The sequence below is a fragment of the Ruegeria sp. I3 genome (assembly GCF_056532525.1).
Map to the genome: position 1 here is coordinate 369,448 of NZ_JBQFNI010000003.1, position 18,466 is coordinate 387,913.

18 protein-coding genes are annotated in these 18,466 nt (G+C 56.1%); 9 read left to right on the forward strand and 9 right to left on the reverse strand.

Annotation, left to right across the window (positions count from 1 at the left end; genetic code table 11):
- Window positions 1-5: 5 nt before the first annotated feature.
- The 5 genes from ACR0L9_RS10240 to ACR0L9_RS10260 form a co-directional block, all read right to left on the reverse strand.
- Window positions 6-668 carry an ABC transporter permease gene (locus ACR0L9_RS10240; RefSeq protein WP_480895564.1) on the reverse strand — a complete coding sequence of 221 codons (663 nt, stop codon included), beginning with the start codon at window positions 666-668 and terminating at the stop codon, window positions 6-8.
- Window positions 574-1,521: an ABC transporter permease gene (locus tag ACR0L9_RS10245; RefSeq protein WP_480895565.1), complete on the reverse strand. Its 948-nt coding sequence runs from the start codon at window positions 1,519-1,521 to the stop codon at window positions 574-576. The genes ACR0L9_RS10240 and ACR0L9_RS10245 overlap by 95 nt, the downstream gene beginning before the upstream one ends.
- A gap of 756 nt (window positions 1,522-2,277) precedes the next feature.
- Entirely contained in the window at window positions 2,278-3,615 is a 1,338-nt protein-coding gene (locus ACR0L9_RS10250; protein WP_480895566.1) for an MFS transporter, read from the reverse strand.
- Between the two features lie 4 nt (window positions 3,616-3,619).
- On the reverse strand, window positions 3,620-3,877 hold the full coding sequence (locus ACR0L9_RS10255) for a metal-sensing transcriptional repressor (RefSeq protein ID WP_480735289.1): 258 nt from the start codon (window positions 3,875-3,877) through the stop codon (window positions 3,620-3,622).
- A gap of 180 nt (window positions 3,878-4,057) precedes the next feature.
- Window positions 4,058-4,714 carry a GntR family transcriptional regulator gene (locus ACR0L9_RS10260; protein WP_170423179.1) on the reverse strand — a complete coding sequence of 219 codons (657 nt, stop codon included), beginning with the start codon at window positions 4,712-4,714 and terminating at the stop codon, window positions 4,058-4,060.
- Between the two features lie 138 nt (window positions 4,715-4,852).
- Here ACR0L9_RS10260 and dctP point away from each other — a divergent pair, with 138 nt between their 5' ends.
- From dctP to ACR0L9_RS10295, 7 genes are all read left to right on the forward strand, one after another.
- Window positions 4,853-5,839 (forward strand): TRAP transporter substrate-binding protein DctP, encoded by a 987-nt coding sequence (gene dctP, locus ACR0L9_RS10265; protein ID WP_170423177.1) that lies wholly within the window; start codon window positions 4,853-4,855, stop codon window positions 5,837-5,839.
- Window positions 5,840-5,940: 101 nt separating this feature from the next.
- Entirely contained in the window at window positions 5,941-6,483 is a 543-nt protein-coding gene (locus tag ACR0L9_RS10270) for a TRAP transporter small permease (protein ID WP_480895567.1), read from the forward strand.
- Window positions 6,484-6,488: 5 nt separating this feature from the next.
- The gene (locus tag ACR0L9_RS10275) at window positions 6,489-7,805 is read left to right on the forward strand and encodes a TRAP transporter large permease (protein ID WP_170423173.1); all 1,317 of its coding nucleotides are present in this window, start codon (window positions 6,489-6,491) and stop codon (window positions 7,803-7,805) included.
- On the forward strand, window positions 7,802-9,058 hold the full coding sequence (locus tag ACR0L9_RS10280; RefSeq protein WP_480895568.1) for a malonyl-CoA decarboxylase: 1,257 nt from the start codon (window positions 7,802-7,804) through the stop codon (window positions 9,056-9,058). Before ACR0L9_RS10275 ends, ACR0L9_RS10280 begins: the two co-directional genes overlap by 4 nt.
- Window positions 9,059-9,063: 5 nt before the next feature.
- The gene (locus tag ACR0L9_RS10285; protein WP_480895569.1) at window positions 9,064-10,578 is read left to right on the forward strand and encodes a malonate--CoA ligase; all 1,515 of its coding nucleotides are present in this window, start codon (window positions 9,064-9,066) and stop codon (window positions 10,576-10,578) included.
- Window positions 10,579-10,705: 127 nt separating this feature from the next.
- The gene (locus ACR0L9_RS10290; protein ID WP_170423167.1) at window positions 10,706-11,113 is read left to right on the forward strand and encodes a universal stress protein; all 408 of its coding nucleotides are present in this window, start codon (window positions 10,706-10,708) and stop codon (window positions 11,111-11,113) included.
- A 145-nt stretch (window positions 11,114-11,258) separates the two neighbouring features.
- Entirely contained in the window at window positions 11,259-11,909 is a 651-nt protein-coding gene (locus tag ACR0L9_RS10295) for an adenylate kinase (RefSeq protein WP_480895759.1), read from the forward strand.
- Between the two features lie 83 nt (window positions 11,910-11,992).
- On the opposite strand, the gene ACR0L9_RS10300 is transcribed toward ACR0L9_RS10295, so the two are convergent.
- A complete protein-coding gene (locus ACR0L9_RS10300; RefSeq protein WP_480895760.1) occupies window positions 11,993-12,247 on the reverse strand; it encodes a helix-turn-helix domain-containing protein in 255 nt (84 codons plus the stop codon).
- Between the two features lie 562 nt (window positions 12,248-12,809).
- Between ACR0L9_RS10300 and ACR0L9_RS10305 the strand changes: the two genes are divergently transcribed.
- Window positions 12,810-13,052, forward strand: a complete 243-nt coding sequence (locus ACR0L9_RS10305; protein WP_480895570.1) for a hypothetical protein — start codon at window positions 12,810-12,812, stop codon at window positions 13,050-13,052.
- A gap of 46 nt (window positions 13,053-13,098) precedes the next feature.
- Here the strand turns inward: ACR0L9_RS10305 and ACR0L9_RS10310 are convergent, their stop codons facing one another.
- Genes ACR0L9_RS10310 through ACR0L9_RS10320 form a run of 3 tightly spaced genes read right to left on the reverse strand, consistent with a single transcriptional unit; the run spans window position 13,099 to window position 16,626 of the window.
- On the reverse strand, window positions 13,099-14,739 hold the full coding sequence (locus ACR0L9_RS10310; protein WP_480895571.1) for an ABC transporter ATP-binding protein: 1,641 nt from the start codon (window positions 14,737-14,739) through the stop codon (window positions 13,099-13,101).
- A complete protein-coding gene (locus ACR0L9_RS10315; protein WP_480895572.1) occupies window positions 14,729-15,649 on the reverse strand; it encodes an ABC transporter permease in 921 nt (306 codons plus the stop codon). Before ACR0L9_RS10315 ends, ACR0L9_RS10310 begins: the two co-directional genes overlap by 11 nt.
- A complete protein-coding gene (locus ACR0L9_RS10320; protein ID WP_170647029.1) occupies window positions 15,646-16,626 on the reverse strand; it encodes an ABC transporter permease in 981 nt (326 codons plus the stop codon). Before ACR0L9_RS10320 ends, ACR0L9_RS10315 begins: the two co-directional genes overlap by 4 nt.
- A 218-nt stretch (window positions 16,627-16,844) precedes the next feature.
- On the opposite strand from ACR0L9_RS10320, the gene ACR0L9_RS10325 reads away from it, so the two are divergent.
- A complete protein-coding gene (locus tag ACR0L9_RS10325; protein WP_170611895.1) occupies window positions 16,845-18,452 on the forward strand; it encodes an ABC transporter substrate-binding protein in 1,608 nt (535 codons plus the stop codon).
- Window positions 18,453-18,466 lie beyond the last annotated feature (14 nt).

Consider the following 18,466-nt stretch of genomic DNA (forward strand, 5'->3'; position numbering starts at 1 on the left):
TGGCCTCATTCCGGTGTGGGGGGTTCGACCCCCAAACCCAGAAAGGACGGCGTGGTAATCGCCAGCACCAGCGCGCCTGAATCCGCTGAGGCATAGACCACCACCAGCGCCAGCACATACGGCAGGATATGGCGCGAGAATATGCGTACATGGCCCGCACCCATGATCCGCGCGGCCCCGATATACGGCTGATGCAGTTCTGATGCGACGACGGAGCGGCTCATGCGGGTATAGTTGGCCCACCATGCTATGGTCAGCGTCGCGATCATCGACCAGTAGCCGGGGCCGAAGATGCCGATGAAAGCCAGCGCCACGATCAGGCTGGGCAGCGACAGTACGATTTCGATGGCGCTGATCAGCACAAGCTCGACCTTGCCGCCGACATAGCCTGCTAAAGACCCGATCACCACGCCAATCAACAACGCCGAGGCCAGCACCATCGAAATGGCAAACAGAGACACACGCGCGCCATTGATCAGACGGCTGAGCATATCGCGGCCCAGATAGTCGGTGCCAAGCCAATGGGCGGCACTAGGACCCTGCAGGATGGCGCCATAGTTCTGCGCAGTTGGATCATAAGGGCTGATCCACGGAGCGAGAATGGCGATCAAGGTGAACAGGGCCAAAGGGGTGATCACCAGCCACGGCAATTTTTTCAGGATATGCATTCTTCTGCCTCCGGATGCGGGGGTCGATCAGCATGCACAGCAGGTCGACAAACAGGTTAACGAACACAAAGAACACGATGAAGGTCAGCAGGATCGCCTGCATCGAGACGAAATCGCGGAACCGGATCGCCTCGATGAAAAACGCGCCGACGCCTTCGAGGGCAAAGACCGTCTCGACCACGATCGACCCGATGATCATCAGCGTGAACTGCGCGCCGAATGTGGTCAGGTAAGGCACAGCTATATTGGGCAGCGCCTCGCGCAGCAGCACGCCTGACCGGCCATATCCCTTGGCAAAGCCAGTGGTGGCGAAAGGGCGAGCCATCACCTCTTGCAGGCCGACGCGCACCACACGGCTGAGCACCGCGCCGGGAAACAGCGCAATGGTCAGGCACGGCATGATCCAGCTGGCCACGCCTGCGCCGCCAAATGCGGGCAGCCAGCTCAGCGTGACGGAAAACAGAATCACCAGCAGGGCCGCGACAAAGAAATTGGGTGTTGAGGCCGCCAGCAGCGAAAACGCCCGTAGCAGCCTGTCGATCCAGCCACCATTGCTGATTGCGCCCGCAAGGCCGACCAGCAGCGATAGGAAAAAGGCGATCACACCACCCCAGATCAGCAGGGCGGCGGTTATGGGCAGGCGTTCGGCGAACTCCTGCCCGATGGGTTTGCCGGACCGCAGCGAGATGCCCAGATCACCGGTCAGTGCATCGCCCAGCCACCGGACATAGCGGACGGGCAGAGGGTCGTTTAGGCCCAGCTCGTCCTCGATCTGTGCAACCAGTTCCGCCGAAGCCGAAGGGCCGGCGACACGCTCGGCCATCAGGGCGGCGCGGCGGGTAAGAATTGGCATTTCGATTCTCCAAAACTGTTGGGTCAGAAAGTCCGACATCGATACTCAGAGCTTCTGATGTGACTTTTGATTGCGCATTAGATTGCCTGGGTGGGCGGACACGTCGCTATCAGTCTGAAGAAGATTTCAGCCCGTGCGATACGTGAACTTCATGCGTGCGATCACCCAAGTCTTGGAGGATGGAAAATGTCTGTTGCCTGCGAACACCGTGACGACATAAGGCAGATCGATCGATAACCCCGCTCAGCCGCCGTCGCCATCTGAAATGCGACAAAAGGTACTTCATGTACATGCGTCGTGCTGTGGTTGGCAGTGAGTTTTACCGGGGCACTGTCGTCGTCCGAGGATTTGTTACTTTGATTGTGCGACACATGTCGTGAAGCGAATTGAGCACCCAGCCCAGAAGCCACAGGAGCCGATTTGGCTGACGCTTCTGCCTGATGGGTGACTGCCGGATCTTAATGAACATGAGAACCAGCTACAAGTGAGGCTGTCAGACAATCAAGAAGCAGTCCAAAATACACTGTGCGGGCCCAGTATAGACAGCCCGTAAAGCGAAGCGGGGTGGTGCTTCTATACGTTGTAGCTCTGCAACCAACTTCGCTCCCATCCATGGGTGGTTTAGACAAAAGGCGTTTAACTTTGGCACTGAATGCCTAGTGAAGACGGATAAACACGTCCAATACCATCTTTTATAAACATGCAATATATCTTTATATCTACACATTTTTTAAGTGCTTTTCGAATAGCAGCACCTCATAGGCGATCAGAGGCTCGCACCGAGCGCGTCAGCTGGCGATGCAAACTGTCGACGATGATCACATGTTTGTGCGGCCCCGCACCTTTCAGGTGAGGGTGGTCGGGCGGCAAATCTGGATGCTCATGCTTTACAGGTAGATCTGCGTCTATTGGCCAGATACGCCATGCCGTAATCAAGCCGAGGCACGCCAGAACCGCCAGCACGAGCATCGTAACCAGGGTTCCGAATTCAGTGATCAACCAGCCGGAAACCGGGTAAAAGATCAACCAGCAGGCGTGTGACAATGCAAACTGCGCTGCAAACACGGAAGGCCGATCTTCAGGATGGGCGGACCGCGTCAGAACACGCCCCCCAGGAGTGAGCATTGCTGAGTATCCCGCGCCGATCGCAAACCAGCCAACCATGATGGTCGACATTGATATAGGAATGGCTACGACGCTGAGGGCCAATAGCGCCAATGCAAGTATATTCAGTATCGCACCGGATAGCATGACCGCGCGCTCGCTGTGGTGATCCAGCAAGCTCGGGATAGTCATCGCCATCATCATTGACCCTGCCCCGAAAGCGGCAAGAACCAAAGCGGCGGCACTTTCTGACAATCCCAAATCACTGCGGACAATGACAACTGTGTTGACAATGACCATGGCGCCCGTAGCCGAGATGACCCAATTTACCGCCAGCAATCCTCGCAATCGGGACGACCTGAGATATAACCGCATTCCGCGTGTTGTCCGATCGTAGATACCTCTCGGTTTGGAAGGTTTCGGCGATGGCAGTAATACGGATGCAACCAGAACGGCTGATGCAAGGAAGCCCAAGACGGTGCCCCAGAACAGATTATCATAGCTCATGACCGTTAGCAGTGCGGCGGCCAAAATCGGGCTCAACAAGCTCTCCATATCCACGGCCAATCGCGAAAGAGAAAGTGCTTTGGTGTATTCTTTCTCATCCGGCAAGACATCAGGAATGGTTGCCTGAAAGGTCGGTGTGAACCCGGCGGATGCCGATTGGAGGATGAAGATCAGCACATAAATCTGCCATACCTCGGAAACAAAGGGCAACGCCAAGCCAACTGCCGCTCTGACCAGATCTAACGCGACCAACATTGCGCGCCGGTCCAGACGTTCCGAGAATGCGGCAGCTAAAGGCGCCACTGTGACATATGCGACCATCTTGATCGTAAGCGCAGTTCCCAGCACCAACGCAGCAGAATCTTCGGCAAGCTGAAAGGCGAGCAAGCCGAGAGCCACTGTTGCCAAACCAGTGCCCGACAACGCTACGATTTGGGCGAAGAACAGATGGCGATATGTTCGATTTTTCAGAACTGAAAGCATCGGATCAAAGATATTTGCTAATACTCTTCAATTCTTCCGCGGCTTGCCTGGAATCATCGCTGCCCGTCAGACAGTGATCGATATGGTCGTGAATAAGCGCTCGTTTTGCGTTCGTAACTGCTTTTTCAACCGCGTGTAGTTGCTGCGCGACGTCTGTGCAGGGACTCTGCTGTTCTAACATCTTGATGACTTTCGCAAGATGGCCTTCGGCCCGCTTAAGCCGCGCGATAATCGTTGGGTGTGAGGTGTGCTTGTGATTCATATCGCAACCACATATCCCTACCAGGGGGATAGGACAATAGGAAATCCTGCCGCGTCAATATGGGTTCGAAATTTGACTCGATTATACTTGAGATCTGTTTCAATGGCGCACTGGCATCAACGCTAGCTGACCAGCTCAGTCGCGCTCACAATGAAATTCCGCGTGTATTAACGGCAACTGCTACTCAGCTGCGCTCTTTAGTGAAGCCATAAGGTTGCGAAACTTCTCACCCTGTACGGCGACATGGTCACGCAGCGCATTCGCTGTTTCTTCCGGTACGCCTTTTTTCAGGGCTCTGACAATTTCTTCGTGTTCGGCCATGGACTGGGCCATACGACCACGGAACCGAAGCTGCTGTCGACGGAATGGTTTGAGCCTTCTGTGCAGCTTGGAAGTTTCTTGCTCTAAGAATGCATTGCCGGACTGTTGATAGATGATTCGATGGAACCGCTCGTTTTCCAGGTAGTACGCATCGGGATTGCCCGCATCCACGGCCAGTTGGCATTTGCTGTTAGCTTCGGTCAGTTCAAGCAAAGCTTCATCGGAAATGCGCAACGCCGCAAGTCGACCACAAACGGCTTCAAGCTCGGCCATGACCTCGAACATCTCCATCAGTTCCACCGGGCCGGGCTGTCGGACAAAAGCGCCCCGCCGCGCTATCAGATCGACCAACCCCGACAAGGCAAGTCTCTGGAATGCTTCCCTAAGTGGCGTTCGTGAGACCCCGAACTGCTCAGCCAGTTTGACCTCATCTAGACGGTCACCGTCCGAAAATGTCCCGTCAAAAATCAGCTCTTCCAAATCCTGAGCGATGGTATCTGCAAGTCGTTGGTCCATAGGTTTCTGTTTTACTTGTGATTAGGCGAGAACTCAAGAAATCATATCTTGTATACAAAAACCTTGACTAAAAAAACATTACTGCCCTATGCTTCTATTCATCCCCGGCTCATCCGGGACTGAAAACGGGAGGAAAAAATGAAATCAGTGTTCAAAACGGCCGTCGCTGCGTTGGCGCTTGCATCCGCAGGTACATTGGTGTCAGCGGAGGAACTGCGCCTGTCACATCAGTGGTCGAACAAGGACATTCGCCATCAAGTAGCACAGATTGTTGCAGACGAGGTTGCGGCGGCGGACGTTGATCTGGAAATCAAGATTTTCGGCTCGAAATCGCTGTTCAAGCCGCGCGAGCAGTACAAGCCGCTCAGCCGCGGTCAATTGGATATGACCATACTGCCGCTGTCCTACGCCGGCGGTCAGCAGCCTGCCTATAATCTGACGCTGATGCCGGGATTGGTGAAAAACCACGATCACGCTGCCCGTCTGGCCGACTCGCCCTTCATGGAGGCGTTGGAAGAGAAAATGGCTCAGGACGACGTGATGGTGCTGGTGCATGGCTATCTGGCCGGTGGCTTCGCCGGTAAAGACAAGTGCATCACGAACCCTGAGGATGTCGCAGGCCTGCAGACTCGCGCGGCAGGTAAATCCTTCGAGCAGATGCTGGCCGGCGCTGATGCCTCGATCGCATCAATGGCGTCGTCGGAAATCTATAACGCCATGCAAACCGGCGTTTTGCAGGCGGCCAACACGTCGTCCTCGTCCTTTGTCAGCTACCGCATCTACGAGCAGGTTGCCTGCTATACCCCTGCGGGCGATGTGGCGCTGTGGTTCATGTATCAGCCGCTGCTGATGAACAAATCCACCTTCGACGGACTGAACCAAGATCAGCAAGCCGCATTGCTGGCTGCATCGGAAAAGGCACAGGCCTTCTATTTGGAAGAGGCCAAGAAACAGGACGCCAACTCGGCGAAAGTTTTTGCCGACGCCGGTGTTGAGATTGCGGAGATGAGCGCCGAAGACTTCGAAGCATGGCGTACGCTGGCAATGGAAACATCTTACAAGGCCTTCGTAGAAGAGGTTCCTGATGGGCAGGACCTGCTGGACAAGGCTCTGGCAGTCGAATGACCCCAACTTGCCGGGCGGCCTGCCGCCGCTCGGCATCCGATCTTGGTTCTGATCTTCTCTGATCTTCAGACTTAATTGCATCTCAATCACAGGAGGCGCAAATGGCCGGTCATAGCTCTGCCGTTGCTTCCCACACAGGGAACAATCCCTTCCTTCGCTTTGTCGCTGCGCTTTCAACTCTGGCTGGATGGTGTTCCGCAGGCATGATCGTCGCTGCTGTCGCAATCACCTGCCAGATGATCATCGTGCGCTTCGTGCTGAATCAATCGACCATTTGGCAAACCGAAGCGGTCATTTATCTGGTCATCGCCGCAACCCTGGTCGGTCTGCCTTATGTGCAGCGTCTGCGCGGTCACGTGAATGTTGACCTGATCCCGATTTCGCTCGCACCTCGAGCCCGCTTTTACATGGCGATCCTGACTTCGGTCCTGTCCATCGCCATCGTCTCAGTCATGCTGTTCTACGGCTACGAATATTGGCATTTCGCATGGGAGCGCGGATGGAAATCCGACACCGTTTGGGGCGTTCGCCTGTGGATCCCCTACCTCGCCATCCCAGTTGGCTTTGGTCTGCTGCTGTTGCAATTGCTCGCCGATCTCGTCGCCGTCCTGCTTGGCATCGATAAACCATTTGGTCTGGAGTAAAGCCGATGGATCCCCTTCTGCTCGGCGCTATTGTCGCCATCGCCACCATCCTTGTTCTTTTCTCGGGCGTGTCCGTGGCCATCGGCCTGCTGATCGTCTCGGCTGGGTTCCTAATCGTCTTTGACGGACCGCGCTCGCTGGAACTGATGCCGGAAATCCTGTTCGGCAAACTCGATAACTTCGCCCTTCTGTCTATCCCGATGTTCATCATCATGGGGGCCTCAATCGCCTCTACCAGAGCTGGAGCGGATTTGTACGAAGCGCTGGAACGCTGGCTGACCCGTGTTCCCGGCGGTCTGGTCGTATCAAACCTCGGTGCCTGTGCCCTATTTGCGGCTATGTCCGGTTCGTCACCCGCGACCTGTGCCGCCATCGGCAAGATGGGTATCCCGGAGATGCGCAAACGTGGCTATCCTGACGGCGTCGCCGCCGGTTCGATCGCTGCAGGCGGTACTCTGGGAATCCTGATCCCGCCATCGGTCACCATGATCGTTTACGGTATTGCCACCGAAACCTCGATTGGCCGTCTGTTTCTGGCCGGTGTGATCCCGGGCCTTATGCTGGTGGGTCTGTTCATGGCCTGGTCGCTGTATTCGACCTGGAAATCCGGTGACGCGACCCGTCTGGGTTCGGGCAGCTACACCTGGGCCGAACGGTTCGAGATTCTGCCGCGCGTGCTGCCCTTCCTCGGCATCATTCTGGGTGTGCTTTACGCCATGTATGGCGGTATCGCCACCCCGTCGGAAACGGCTGCTGTCGGTGCCCTGCTCTGCCTGCTGATCGCGATGATCATCTACAAGCTGTGGAACCCCAAGGACATCTGGGTCGTGCTGCGCGACAGCACCAAGGAAAGCGTGATGATCCTGTTCATCATCGCCGCTGCCGGTGTGTTCTCTTACATGCTCAGCTCGCTGTTCATCACACAGGCGATTGCCGAATGGATCGGTACGCTGGACGTGAACCGTTGGGTTCTGATGGGTGCGGTCAACGTGTTCCTGCTGATCGCCGGGTTCTTCCTGCCGCCCGTCGCTGTGATCCTGATGGCAGCACCGATCCTGCTGCCGATCATCACCACCGCTGGCTTCGATCCGATCTGGTTTGCGGTTGTACTGACCATCAACATGGAGATTGGCCTGATCTCGCCCCCTGTCGGCCTGAACCTCTATGTGATCAACGGCATTGCGCCCGACATCTCGCTCAAGACCATCCTGACAGGCTCTCTCCCCTTCGTGGCCTGCATGGTGATCGCGATTGTCCTGCTGTGCCTGTTCCCCGGTCTGGCCACATGGCTGCCTGACTTGGTGATGGGAGCAGCGGTATGACCCTGCTGGCGGATCTTCTATCCACCGTGTTCGAGCGGCGTTACCGCCGCGACAGCGCGGTGGCTCCGGATGGCCGACCGCTGACCGAACTGGCCGACGCGCTGGTTGGGTCAGCGGGAGAAACTTCGGGGCTGGCGCTGGCCGAGGAAATCCTGACCCGGTTCGATACTCTGGACGACGACGAAAAGCTGGAGTTCTTCCGCTATATCGCCTCGGCTATGAATATCGACCCCGAGGCGGTGCGGTCGTCGCTGGATGAATACGAACGCGACCCATCGAAAGCGACCTATCGCAGCTTTGCGGCTGCGGTGGAACCGGCCCGGCAGGAAATGATCCGCCGGTTGAACCGCGTGCCCGGTGCCACCGGCGCACTGGTACAGATGCGCGCTGATCTGCTGCGGCTGGGCGGCAAGGAGCCCGAATTGCAGGCGCTTGACCTGGACTTCCGGCACCTGTTTGCCAGCTGGTTCAACCGTGGCTTTCTGGTGCTGCGCCCGATCAACTGGGAAAGCCCGGCGCATATTCTGGAAAAGATCATTGCGTATGAGGCGGTCCATGCCATCGACAGCTGGGACGACCTGCGCCGCAGGCTGGAACCCACTGACCGGCGCTGCTTTGCCTTTTTTCATCCCTCGATGCCTGATGAGCCGCTGATCTTTGTCGAAGTGGCGCTGAACAGCGGTATTCCGGGTTCCGTACAGGCCTTGCTCGCCGAAGACCGCGATCCATTGCCCGAAGATCAGGCCGATACGGCTGTGTTCTACTCAATCTCCAACTGTCAGGCCGGGTTGGCCAGCATCTCTTTCGGCAATTCGCTGATCAAACAGGTGGCCTCGGACCTGTCGGCTGAGTTGGCGGGGCTGAAAACCTTCGTCACGCTCTCGCCAATTCCGGGGCTGACCAAATGGTTGTCGCAGGAAGGCATCGATTGGAACATCGAAGAGCCCGATCAGATGAAAGCACTGGCCGCACATTACCTGTTGAACGCCAAAGGTCGGGGCGATCTGCCGTTCGATCCGGTGGCACGGTTCCATCTTGGCAACGGTGCGCTGGTCCATGCGGTTCATGCCGACGCAGATGTTTCGGACAAGGGCCGGGCACAGTCCGGTGGCACCATGGTCAACTATCTTTATGACCTTGGCCGCGTAGCGCAGAACCACGAACAGTTCGCCAACACCCGCGAGATAATCGCCTCGTCCGAGGCCAAATCGCTTGCCGCGTCGGCCTCTCTCACCACGACACAGGAAAGGTAACCCTTATGGCCAATCCTCTCTATGACGGTTTGTTCGGCGCACATGCCGGTAAAGACACAGCCTTTTTGCAGTTGCTCGACGGAACGACCATCACCCATCAGGACTTCCTGAGCACCGCCGCACAAATCGCCCATGTGGCGACGCAGCTGGGCCTGAAACCCGGCGACCGGGTTGCGGCACAGATCGAGAAATCGCCCGAAGCGCTGGCGCTATATGCTGCCTGTGCGCAGGCAGGTCTTGTATTCCTGCCGCTCAATACCGCTTACACTGTGGATGAATTGACCTATTTCATCGAAAACAGTGGCGCCTCGCTGATCGTTTGTGACAGCCGCAGCGAAGAGAAACTCGCCCCGGTTGGTGCGCAGCTAGGCGCGAAGGTGGAAACCCTGAACGCCGATGGCAGCGGCAGCCTGATGGAGCAGGCTGCAGCAATGCCTGCCAGCTTTGAGACCGTTGACCGTGATGGCGACGATCTTGCCGCATTCCTCTATACATCGGGGACTACAGGCCGATCGAAGGGTGCGATGCTGACCCAGAACAACCTGTTGTCGAATGCACAGACGCTGGTCAAAGAATGGCGCTTCACATCCGACGACGTGCTGCTGCATGCGCTGCCGATCTTTCACACTCACGGACTATTCGTGGCCACCAATGTCACGCTGGCTGCAGGCAGCAGCATCGTTTTTATGCCCAAGTTCGATCTGGATGAGATCATCGGGCGGATGCCCAATGCCACGACCATGATGGGCGTGCCAACCTTCTACACCCGCCTTCTGGACGATGACCGCTTCACCAAGAATCTGACCGCACATATGCGCCTGTTTGTTTCAGGCTCGGCACCCTTGCTGGCCGAAACCCATGTACAGTTCGAAGAACGCACCGGCCATCGCATCCTTGAACGCTATGGCATGACCGAAACTAACATGAACACCTCGAACCCCTATGACGGTGACCGCCGCGCAGGCACGGTGGGCTTTCCATTGCCTGGGGTCGAGCTGCAGATCTGTGATTCAGACGGCAATGCGCTGGCTCAGGGCGAGATCGGCGAGATCGAGGTACGCGGGCCCAACGTGTTCAAAGGTTACTGGCAGATGCCGGAGAAGACTGCCGCCGAACTGCGCGAGAACGGGTTCTTCATCACTGGCGATTTGGGCCGGATCGACGAAGACGGCTATGTTCATATTGTTGGCCGCAACAAAGACCTCATTATTTCAGGCGGTTACAACATCTATCCCAAAGAAATCGAGCTGGTTCTGGATGACCAGTCCGGCGTGCTGGAAAGCGCCGTGGTGGGCGTTCCACATCCCGATTTCGGCGAAACTGTTCTGGGCGTGATCGTTGCAGAGCCGGGCCAAACCCCCGATCTGGACACAATGATGGAGGCCGTGCGCGGTAGCTTGGCGCGGTTCAAGCATCCACGCAAACTGATCCTGCTGGACGAACTGCCCCGCAACACCATGGGCAAAGTTCAAAAGAACATCCTGCGCGACCGATACAAAGACATGTTCGTGGCAGCGTAAGATGACCCTCCCCGGCCCAGTAGCCCCTCTTCTCGATAATGCTACGGGCCTAACTTCAACAACCAGGGCAGGCGGACCTGTTCCCTGCTCTGGTTGTTGAATTTTTCTACCTGCTGGAGAACCAGAAATGTATGGAAATATTCTAGTCCCTGTTTCCTTTGATACCGACCGCGACGCGCAAAGAGCGCTGGATGTCGCACAAACTCTCCGCTCGGATGGTGGTCATATCACTCTATTGCATGTCATTGAGCACCTTCCGCAATACACAAGCGACCTGCTTCCAGAAAACCATCTGGATATCGCAAAGACCAGTGTTACTGACAAACTGGGCCCACTAGTGGACGGGGTAGCGGACTCCAAAATTGAAATTGTCGAAGGACAGTCGGGCCGTGGAATTCTCGATTATGCAACGAATAACAATGCAGACTGCATCGTTATCGCAAGCCACCAGCCTGGATTGCAGGATTATCTTCTGGGGTCCACAGCGGCACGCGTAGTCAGGCATGCAAACTGTTCCGTACATGTGGTGCGATAGTCTGGTCTAGGGATCAGAAGCAACGCCCACACACGACCGTCATACACCGCTAATACATCTGAAATGGCACTGAGCGGTCTATTCCAAGTCGTGTTTACGATATTCTCTAAGAGGAAAAAGAGTGACCAGCCCGAATACGTCTAAAGTGTTAATCCTTCTCGGCCCTCCTGGTGCCGGTAAGGGAACGCAATCCCGACTGCTTGAGCAAAAATTTGGCTTGGTTCAGTTGTCGACAGGCGATTTGCTCCGCAGATCGATTGAAAGCGGCAGCGAAACAGGCAAGGCGGTGGAAGCTATCATGGCTGAAGGCAGGCTCGTCGGAGATGACATCGTCATTTCGATCTTGCGTGACCGTATGAGGGATTCGGACTGTGCCGGAGGGGTGATATTAGACGGATTTCCACGCACGCTTAGCCAGGCGCGCGCATTGGATCAACTATTGGCGGAAACGGGGCAGCAGATCAGTGCTGTCGTCAGTCTTGCGGTGGATGACAAGAAGATGGTCGACCGCATTTCCGGTCGCTTTACTTGTGCAGGATGTGGCGAAGGTTACCATGATACATTCAAACCGCTTGAGGCAGCGGAACGCTGCGACAATTGCGGAGGCTCCGAGTTTAAGCGCCGTGCTGACGACAAGGCCGAAACAGTCGCTGCACGTCTGATTGAATATCGTGAACAGACTTCACCCTTGATCGACTACTATAGCCATATGGGCGTTTTGGCGAGTGTTAACGCAATGGGACCGATCGAGGCAATCAATCGAAGCATCGAGGCCGCCATATCGTCAAGGTCGTGATTACAAAAGAAAGCAGAGGTATCAGACCTTCGCAATTACGCTTGGCCAAAGCAAAAACAGACCCAAGAAAGGCTGTTCAGACGTCATTTTCTTAAATGCGAAGCGTCTTTGAGAAAAGAAAAGCGCTTGCGGTAATCTCCCGGCGAGAGGTCGACTACTTCGTGAAACATTCGGCGGAATGCTGAAACAACCATATACCTCATATCCCGCGCGATGGTTTCGATACTGGACTGGGATAGTTCCAGCCTCTGACAGGCATTGGTGATGCGAAGCTGTCGCAGGTATTCCGATGGCGTGAAACCCGTGGCCGTCAGGAATCGGAATCCAAAAGTGCGCAGCTAAAGTCGAGCGGTGCGGGCCAATTCGGAAACCGGGATCGGGCCCGCATAACGCATTTGCACCCAATGCTGCGTTCGAAGGATTGCGTTGCCCCCATGAGTCAGGTTGGGCGAAAACGAGATGTAAAAGCTCTGCGCCCGCTCGCCAGGGTCGATCAGAAAAAAACCGGGCGACCTGCATCAGTGGTCGCGGTGCGAGCAGGTTGGTGGGCAAAGTGCTACTACCACCTCCAACGAACAAGACAGGGGATGCCAGATTGAGATCGACGTTCACTCGGTCCCAGATCTATTGTTCATAAGGCATCACCAAATTGGACGATGTCGTGCTAGGAGGTTTAGTCGATAAGATCTTTGCGACGCATGTAAGGTGCGCTCTGCAGCATTCCAGCCACTACTTGAGCACCCATTACGGAGAGCAGTCCCATGACCGTCGGAGATGATGCCATTGGGACAGTCATCACGACAAGCGCCGCTCGCACATTATTGATCGCAGCCTTGCACTCGTATTTTGCGACAAGGCTTCGCGCGCACTGTCTGAGGAAAACCGGCGAGGAAGGTTGCGATGACTGCAACCCATGTCACCAACGGGGTGTCGAAGAACGGGGCAATTACACGGCCTGCGGTGACCTCAAGTATTAACCCTATGGCAGCCCAAAAGAGTATTGAACTGATCGTGACCAAGAACATCAATGCGATCCAGTCAAAAGCCACCTTAATTCGCGAGTTGCTCCTGAGTTTCAGGTTCTCTGCGTATCGATCTATTGTTGTGCCGGTAAAAAAGAGTTTCGGAATACAAGCAGAATGAGAAGTCCACTGCGACTGAGCTTCGCAAGTGTTGTTATTGCCCGCGCCTACGCAGTGTCATGTTTTGTATCTAAGTGATTTTCTTTTCGCTCTTTCAGCAGGTTCGTCAACCAATCCGGGTCCATCTCGGGAACCGAACTTAGCAGCAGCTTTGTATAGTCCGGGAAGGGTTCGGATAGAACGGTATTCTTCAATCCCTGCTCGACGACTTGACCATTCAGCATCACAACAATCTCGTCCGAAATAGCCTCGACCGTGGCAATGTCATGCGTGATGAACAGATAGGAAATTCCGCGCTCCTTTTGTAGGCGCATCAGCAATTGCAGTATGCCTTCCTGCACAATCTGGTCCAGTGCGGACGTCACTTCGTCACAAATAATCACCTCAGGGTCCGCGGCCAGAGCGCGCGCAATGCAAATTCTCTGTTTTTGTCCGCCGGACAATTCGCTGGGAAGACGATCGTAGAAGTCTTCCGACAACTCGATGGCTTCAAGCAGTTCGATGACCCGGCCTTCCTGCGCCCGGCCCCGCAGACCATGATAGAATTCCAGCGGACGTCCAATGATTTCACCTACGGTTTGACGCGGGTTCATCGCGGTATCGGCCATCTGATAAATCATCTGAATTCTGCGCAGCTGATCACGGCTGCGATTTTTCAGTTCGTTTGGCAGGACCTCGCTATTGAACGTGACCTGCCCGCTTGTGGCTGGCAGCAAGCCGGTGATCACCCGCGCCGTGGTCGATTTACCAGATCCGGATTCGCCGACAATCGACACCGTGCGCCCCCGCGGCAGGCTGATTGACACATTGTGCAACACCTTGGCGCTCTTGCCATAGGCCGCATCCACACCGTCAATTTTAAGGATGATATCATCCGAAGTCTCGGCTTGTTTTTGCAACAGCCGCACGGACCAGAGGGATTTGGTATACTCTTGCTCGGGCGCAGACAGCATTTTGCGCGTTTCCGCCTCTTCTACCTCTTCTCCATAGCGCAGCACCTTGATCCGGTCCGCCATCTGCGCGACCACCGCCAGGTCATGGGTTATGTAGATTGCGGCGGTATGAAATTCTTCGACGATCCGGCGCATAGCAGTCAGAACCTCGACCTGGGTCGTCACATCCAGCGCAGTTGTCGGTTCGTCGAAAATGATCAAATCGGGACGGGGTGACATCGCCATGGCTGTCATGATCCGCTGTAACTGGCCCCCGGAGACCTGATGCGGATAGCGGTCACCAATCGTTTCGGGATGCGGTAACGACAACGAGGCATAAAGCGCGCGGGCATCCTCACGCGCGAAATTCTCGGGTTGCAGTCCCTCGCGCACCGTTGCAGCAACGGTCTGATCCAACAACTTATGCGCCGGGTTGAACGACGCAGCCGCCGATTGGGCCACATAGGCTATCCGCGATCCCCACAGATGCTGCAGCACGTGGTCGTCCAGATCCCGCAACTCCTGCCCCTTGAACCGGATCGAACCGCCCGTGATACGACAGCCGGGCTGAGTGTATCCCATAGCCGCTTTGCCCAGCGTCGACTTGCCCGCGCCACTTTCGCCTATCAGGCCCAGCACCTCACCGCGCTTCAGGGTCAGGTTGACACCTCTGATGATCGGATTCCACTTTTCGTCCGAGAACCCCTCGATACGGATGTCGCGCATATCCAGCAGAAGGTCAGTCTCAGTGTTCATCGCGTAATCCGCTTGTTTTGTGCAAGAACCAGTCGACGACAAAGTTGACCGCCACAGTGATCAACGCGATCGAGGCAGCGGGCAGCAGCGGCGTGACCCCGGCCTTGAAATCATATTTGGCGAATTGGATCAGGTTGGCGGTCTCGCGCACCATGGTTCCCCAATCGGCGGTGGGGGGCTGAATACCGACGCCCAGAAAGCTGAGCGCAGCGATGGTTAGGAACACGAAACAGAATCGCAGCCCGAACTCGGCCACCAGCGGAGGCATGATGTTGGGCAAAATCTCGCGACGCATCACCCAAGGCAGTTTTTCGCCGCGCAGCCGGGCTGCCTCGACATAATCCATCACTGCCACGTTCACCGCCACAGCGCGAGTCAGGCGGAACACGCGGGTTGAATCCAGAATCGCAATAATCAAAATCAACGACAGCGCCGACGAGCCGAAAATCGACAGCAGCATCAGCGCGAAAATCAGGCTGGGAATGGCCATAAATACATCTACGCCCCGGCTGATCAATTGATCCAGCCAACTGCGGTTAATCGCAGCGATCAGCCCCAGACCACCTCCGATGAAGAACGCCAGCAGCGTAGTGACAAAAGCGATACCGATGGTGTTGCGCGCACCATAGATCAGCCGCGACAGAATATCACGCCCGATCTGGTCGGTACCCAGCCAATGCTCGGACGACCAGGGTGCGTAAGGCGTCGGGAATACCTCGGCCTCACCATAAGGCGCGATGACCGGCGCTCCGATTGCCATGACTAGATAGAACAGGATCACAAACATGCCGAAAATTGCTGTCGGCGGCGCTTTCTTCAGCTCGATCCAAATACGCTCGCGCTTGCTGCGACGGGTCCGCACGCGACCCACCTCGGCGGCGGCTGAATATGCCTTGCTTGTCTGGCTCATTTTGGGTGCAGAAGCCTCGGGTTGGTGACGATTCCAATGATGTCGGCAATCAGGTTCAGAAGGACATATGTGGCGGCGAATATCAGGGCGCACGCCTGAACCACCGGGATATCGCGCGAGCTGACCGCATCGACCATCAGTTGGCCGACGCCGGGATACACGAACACCACCTCGACCACGACCACTCCAACTACCAGATAGGCCAGGTTGAACGCGACCACCGTTGAAATTGGCGCCCACGCATTGGGCAGCGCGTGATGCAGAACCACGCGGCGGGCGTTCTCTCCTTTCAACCGCGCCATCTCGACATAGGGTGAAGCTAGAAGACTGATCAGCGAAGCCCGCGTCATACGCATCATGTGCGCGACGATTACAAGTGTCAGTGTAAGCGCAGGTAATATGCATTTGAAGATCCGCTCGACCAGCGGCATCCCTGGCTCCACATTGGCCAACGACGGCAACACCGGCCATAGCGTTCCGAACAGCAAAATCAGGATGTAGGCCACGAAGAACTCGGGGAATGAGATCGCCGTCAAGGTGCTGGCGCTGGCCAGCTTATCATAGCGCGAATTGCGCCACAGCGCGGTGGTAATACCCAGAAACAGCGCTAGCGGAACCGAGATCAGCGCCGCCATACCCGCAAGAAACAATGTGTTCCATAAGCGCGGTGCGACCAGTTCCACTACCGGACGTGATCGATCCACACCCGAACTCGCCCGACCTGAGAACGACGTTCCCAGATCCCCGGTCACCAACGCACCGATCCAGTCGAAATATCGGATATAGGCAGGTTTATCGAGGCCAAGCTCGGCCCGGAACGCCGCCACCGTTTCCTCGGTCGCGGCCTGGCCCAGTACAGCCTCACCAAAATCGCCGGGCAGCATTTGGATTGAGCAGAAGATAATGATGGAAACGACAACTAGGGTCACTACGCCAAGTCCCAGGCGTTTCAGTATCGTCACCAGAACCGGATGCATCTGAACTCCTTGCGTCTGCGGGGCTTCATTCGGCGGGTGCGCGCAGTCTAGACAGATCATCTCCGCAACACTGACAAAGAAAACATGACCTATGTCCCCGTTTTCTTCGTTTGTTGAAGCCGTACAGCCGAGTGATCTTCGCTTGGACGTTCGGAACGGGCCTGCGTGCTGCGGTTCAAAGAACATTGTGAACAACAGGTTCAACCAGGAGGCCTCAAATGAAAAAGCCCGGATCACCTTTCCTGTCCTCTCAGATGCAGAAACTGCAGAGCGGTCGGGTTTCACGTCGCAGCTTCATGTCAAGCGCACTGGCTGCAGGCCTTGCCGTTCCAGCAGCATTGAGCCTATCCGGACAAGCACTTGCGCAGGTCCCCAAAAAAGGCGGAGCAATCAAATTTGGCTTTGGCAGCGGTTCGACCACCGACTCGTTAGATCCAGCAACCTATGAAGGTACGATCAACACCGCTGTCGCCTATCTGTTCGGCAACAACTTGGTCGAAGTAGATGCAAGCGGCAATTTGGTGCCCGAACTCGCGACCGAGTATTCCTCGGACGACGCGATCACTTGGGTATTCACCCTGCGTGAAGGGGTCGAGTTCCACAATGGCCAAACCCTTAGCCCTGCCGATGTCATCGCCACTATCGACCACCACCGTGGCGAGGGATCGAAATCTGCGGTGAACGGCTTGGTCGCCCAAATCAAATCAATGCGCGCCGATGGCAACAACGTGGTGTTCGAGCTGGAATCAGCCAATGCCGACTTCCCATACATCCTGTCGGACTATCACTTGGTCATAATGCCTTCGACCGATGGCAAATTGACCGACCCGCAATCCGGTATCGGCACCGGTGGCTATATCATTGAGGTGTACGAGCCGGGCGTGCGGGTAAAGGCGCGCCGCAACCCGAATTACTTCAAACAGGATCGGGCCCATTTCGATGAGGTCGAGTTCCTTACTATCATCGACCCGACTGCGCGCCAGACTGCGCTGATGAACGGATCAGTCCAGGCAATCGACCGGGTCGATCCCAAGACGGTCGCCCTGTTATCGCGGGCACCACATATCAACATCCTCGAGAAAACCTCGACCCTGCATTACACGATACCAATGCGGGTCGATGCCGCGCCCTTCGACAATTACGATCTGCGCATGGCGCTGAAGCTGGCAGTCAAACGTCAGGAACTGGTCGACAAGATCCTGCTGGGTCATGGCTCATTGGGCAACGATCATCCGATCTCGACCGCCAACCGCTATTTCGACGGCGATCTACCGCAACGCGAATTTGATGCTGAAAAGGCCACCTATCACTATAAGAAATCAGGCCATAGCGGCGCGCTGCAGCTGTCATCTTCAGACGCGGCATTTGCTGGCGCAGTAGATGCGGCTCAATTGATCGCCGCATCCGCGGCCGAAGCAGGTATTGAAATCGAAGTGGTTCGCGAACCCTCGGATGGCTACTGGTCGAATGTCTGGAACAAGAAACCCTGGTCATTCTCGTACTGGTCGGGCCGCCCGACCGAGGACTGGATGTTTGCATCGGCCTATACCAACGACACCGAATGGAACGAGACCGCCTGGCGCACAGGCGAAGCCGCCGATCGCTTCAACGCCATCGTGGTCGAGGCCCGTGCAGAGCTGGACGACGCCAAACGCCGCACTCTGTATGCCGAAGCGCAGACTTTGGTTCATGATGATGGCGGTGCGATCGTTCCGATGTTCGCCAATCATATCATGGGTGTTGCCAAAACCGTCGCCCAGGGCGAGATCGCCGCGAATTGGGAAATGGATGGTGCCAAAGCCCCTGAACGCTGGTGGCTTGCCTGATCGCGCGCTCTCCG

Coding starts and splice junctions, on each gene's coding strand:
- ACR0L9_RS10240 (WP_480895564.1), bottom strand. CDS start 668: ATGCATATCCTGAAAAAATTGCCGTGGCTGGTGATCACCCCTTTGGCC.
- ACR0L9_RS10245 (WP_480895565.1), bottom strand. CDS start 1,521: ATGCCAATTCTTACCCGCCGCGCCGCCCTGATGGCCGAGCGTGTCGCC.
- ACR0L9_RS10250 (WP_480895566.1), bottom strand. CDS start 3,615: ATGCTTTCAGTTCTGAAAAATCGAACATATCGCCATCTGTTCTTCGCC.
- ACR0L9_RS10255 (WP_480735289.1), bottom strand. CDS start 3,877: ATGAATCACAAGCACACCTCACACCCAACGATTATCGCGCGGCTTAAG.
- ACR0L9_RS10260 (WP_170423179.1), bottom strand. CDS start 4,714: ATGGACCAACGACTTGCAGATACCATCGCTCAGGATTTGGAAGAGCTG.
- dctP (WP_170423177.1), top strand. CDS start 4,853: ATGAAATCAGTGTTCAAAACGGCCGTCGCTGCGTTGGCGCTTGCATCC.
- ACR0L9_RS10270 (WP_480895567.1), top strand. CDS start 5,941: ATGGCCGGTCATAGCTCTGCCGTTGCTTCCCACACAGGGAACAATCCC.
- ACR0L9_RS10275 (WP_170423173.1), top strand. CDS start 6,489: ATGGATCCCCTTCTGCTCGGCGCTATTGTCGCCATCGCCACCATCCTT.
- ACR0L9_RS10280 (WP_480895568.1), top strand. CDS start 7,802: ATGACCCTGCTGGCGGATCTTCTATCCACCGTGTTCGAGCGGCGTTAC.
- ACR0L9_RS10285 (WP_480895569.1), top strand. CDS start 9,064: ATGGCCAATCCTCTCTATGACGGTTTGTTCGGCGCACATGCCGGTAAA.
- ACR0L9_RS10290 (WP_170423167.1), top strand. CDS start 10,706: ATGTATGGAAATATTCTAGTCCCTGTTTCCTTTGATACCGACCGCGAC.
- ACR0L9_RS10305 (WP_480895570.1), top strand. CDS start 12,810: ATGACTGCAACCCATGTCACCAACGGGGTGTCGAAGAACGGGGCAATT.
- ACR0L9_RS10310 (WP_480895571.1), bottom strand. CDS start 14,739: ATGAACACTGAGACTGACCTTCTGCTGGATATGCGCGACATCCGTATC.
- ACR0L9_RS10315 (WP_480895572.1), bottom strand. CDS start 15,649: ATGAGCCAGACAAGCAAGGCATATTCAGCCGCCGCCGAGGTGGGTCGC.
- ACR0L9_RS10320 (WP_170647029.1), bottom strand. CDS start 16,626: ATGCATCCGGTTCTGGTGACGATACTGAAACGCCTGGGACTTGGCGTA.
- ACR0L9_RS10325 (WP_170611895.1), top strand. CDS start 16,845: ATGAAAAAGCCCGGATCACCTTTCCTGTCCTCTCAGATGCAGAAACTG.